Raw genomic sequence first — 2,285 nt, forward strand, 5'->3', positions numbered from 1 at the left:
CGAACTGCTGGATTGCCTTCGGCGAGCCGGGGCCATCAACGAGGAGTTTATGCGAAGGCTGAAAGCTCTCGGGATAGACCTTGCGTCGTTCCTGAAGTGCCTCGAAAGAAAATGCCGCGGAACGGCCGCTGCAATCGAAACTCGCGTACGGCCAAGTTCAGTCACAAGGACAAATCTGAATCTCGCCGCTTTCTCGCGTGACGAATTGGCCCGATTGATCACGGAAGCCATGAATCAGTCGTTGAATAGTTCAAGCAATGAATCGAGGGGGCCGAACTCAGACGGCAGCGATGCCTGACGTGAGGTGTCCTGTCAATACCGCGCACTCGTACAGCCGTTGTGCCCAGAGCCCAGCTGGATGAGGATCGGAACCTTCTCTTGCCTCCTGATGTGCTCGAGGATGAGATCCGGTGCAGGATTCGAATCCACGCCGTTGGGATTCCCCCTGGAGTCACGCCAGACGCATTTACCAATGAGGTGGTACTCGGCCTAGTCATTCAACCCACCGACGCACCCGGATCGTCAAGTTAACTGGACGACTCGCGTTCGTTGATGACGAGAGGAACCGGGGGCGGAGTCGCTTAATTTAGCTGGTTGGCTCCGAACCATCCAAGGGACTTCCACGTGGCGAAACAGACCTATCTCGAGCGTATTCAAGAACGGCTCAAGAACAATCCGATTATCGCCTGGGCCATTCTGATCGCGACAATCGTTATTTCCCTCGCCGCCCTGCTGCCGGCGGCGCGCCAGCTCCTCGAGGAGACCGGCCTGCGTGGTGATGAGCCTCCTCCACTGAACATTACCCTGGAACCACTTGACCCTCGCTGGATAGCAACTGGCGAGAGCAGTCAGACGAGAAGAATCGAAACACCCTTGTCGAGGCGGGTTGCGCAGGGATCCGAAGAAATAATGAACTGGGGCGGAGGCAGCCAAAGCCTGTTTCTGGAGTTGCAGGAGAATCTTGCTCTCCCTCTGTTCAGGGAGGAGAAGGGGGCTGGGCATGTCCCGGAAGCAGGCGCGTTCTTCGAACGCTCAATAAGAAACGGCAAGGTCATGCGCATCTGGGAGGTTCTGGGCGACCACGCGGATATGTTGAACGGCCTCCAATTCTATATGAATGTCACTTATGACGCCCAGAAAGAAGCGCCGATTGCCGTTGTGAAGGAATGGGGCGTCTCGGTGCGGATCATTGCCTTACCACAAAACGGTTCTGTCTTGCGCTACAGAACAGGCGGCGCCGATATCTCACGCACGGCAGCTCTCGTACGCATTGAAGGTGACAAGCGTTTTAATCCGATGACAGCCTGGGTGGGCGATTCCGAGAAATCCCCGGAGCACCTCGTAACCTATCTTGAACCCGGCGAGCCGTCATTCCTGCTGATCTCGGCCGCGTACGACGACCGGATACAACCCGGATCGGGTGCCGCCCCCCAGGCCTTTGAGCTCAAGGGCTATGCTCGCATCGTCGTAGCAGGCAAGCCATATCTGATTGAGTCTCGAAACGCGCTTTACGCCATTTACTCGCCTTCGTCAGATCCACATCTCGACAGAATGGCCGACAACAACTTGTTGGAGAACCTGCGGCCCCTCGCATTTCTGCCGAGAAGCGAAGTTCCAGTGTCAGAGATAAAGAGGGCGCTCGATGACGCGGAGAAACAGCGCCAAGTGATTGCCGCGCGCGACGCCGCGCAAGGATCGACGGTGCAACAGGGGGAGATCGAGGATCAATCCGGAGGACCGGCTCCTCCTCCCGCCAGGACAAGTCGAACCTTCTGGGTCCAACTAGGTGCCTTTAAAGAACAAGCCCGGGCCCGTCAGCTTGCGGACAACGTCACGGGCGCCGGCTTTGCCTCTTTCGTGGCCGAGAAGGCGGGGTCGGACGGCCAGCCGATCTACCGCGTTCGCCTGAGCCAAAGCTCCATGACACGAGAGGATGCGGCGCGATTGGTTGACCTGGTTAAGGAACGGATGCCTGAACTGAAGCCGGTGGTTTTTGCAGGCGATTGACTTGTGGCTACCCCCTCCTGCCGGCACCCCTTATCGTCATGCCGATGCCCGCCCTTGGGACTCCCAACGAGGACTGTCTCTCACGGCAAAAATCGAAAAGGCGGGGTCTCGAACCCCGCCTTTTTCATTGCAGCCCTGGATGGAGAGGGCTCACATCTTTTTGTGCTCCTTGCGGAGCCGTTCCGCGTCTTCCCGGATCCGGGCGGCGGCCTCCTTGACCTTGGCCCAGCCGTACCAGTGCATGTAGTCGGGGTTGGCGTGGAAGGCCCCCTGGAAGG

Annotated in this window: 2 protein-coding genes; both read left to right on the top strand. The window is 58.2% G+C overall.

Annotation, left to right across the window (positions count from 1 at the left end; translation table 11 throughout):
• A partial coding sequence (locus RCH91_RS20995; RefSeq protein WP_306537378.1) for a hypothetical protein occupies window positions 1-298 on the top strand: 298 nt, incomplete at its 5' end.
• Window positions 299-624: 326 nt separating this feature from the next.
• Window positions 625-2,007 carry an SPOR domain-containing protein gene (locus RCH91_RS21000; protein ID WP_306537380.1) on the top strand — a complete coding sequence of 461 codons (1,383 nt, stop codon included), beginning with the start codon at window positions 625-627 and terminating at the stop codon, window positions 2,005-2,007.
• Window positions 2,008-2,285 lie beyond the last annotated feature (278 nt).

Source organism: Geobacter sp., assembly GCF_030834625.1.
Lineage (GTDB): Bacteria > Desulfobacterota > Desulfuromonadia > Geobacterales > Geobacteraceae > Geobacter.